We start from the raw sequence: 619 nt of genomic DNA, 5'->3' as shown, positions 1-619 counted from the left end.
CCGCGGTTTTGTAGCTCAGTGAGAACACCAAGCCAGAATTTAGCGCCCTCGTTCTCTGATAGCCACATGCCAAGCAGCTCTTTTTTACCATCAAGAGCAACGCCTAAGGCCAGATAGATAGCTTTGTTGATGATCTGCTTGTCCTGACGAACTTTGACGACAATGCAGTCTAAGTAGACGATAGGATAAACACTGCTCAGTGGCCGGTTCTGCCAAGCGGTGATGTCCTCTAAGATGTTATCCGTGACTCTTGAAACCAAGCTGCTTGAGATGTCGACATCGTAGAGCTCTTTAATGCTCTCTACAATCTCGGTGGTGGTTTGACCTTTGGCGTAAAGGAATATGATTTTATCATCAAGGCCACTAATACGGGTTTGATGCTTGCGCACTAGTGTAGGTTCAAAGCTGCCACCGCGGTCTCTTGGGGTGGATATCTCAAGATCGCCTGTGTCACTGCGGACGGTCTTTTTAGTGTGCCCGTTACGCTTATTAGGTTTATCCGCCTTTTCATGCTTGGGATAGCCGAGATGGTCTTCCATCTCAGCTTCTAAGGCAGTATCAATAAAGGATTGCATGAGCTGCTTTTGAAAATCTTTGATGTCATCGAAGCTGTTCATGC

The 619-nt window shown here is 46.8% G+C and carries 1 protein-coding gene; it reads right to left on the bottom strand.

Annotated features, from left to right (window positions below; translation table 11 throughout):
- Positions 1-617: IS256 family transposase (locus Q7C21_RS22415; protein ID WP_375151145.1), on the bottom strand; the 617-nt coding region annotated here is incomplete at its 3' end.
- Between the last annotated feature and the right edge of the window lie 2 nt (positions 618-619).

It is taken from the genome of Pantoea sp. ANP04 (assembly GCF_041982285.1).
Classification (GTDB): Bacteria; Pseudomonadota; Gammaproteobacteria; order Enterobacterales; family Enterobacteriaceae; genus Pantoea; species Pantoea eucalypti.
This window is presented reverse-complemented; position numbering and strand designations above follow the sequence as displayed.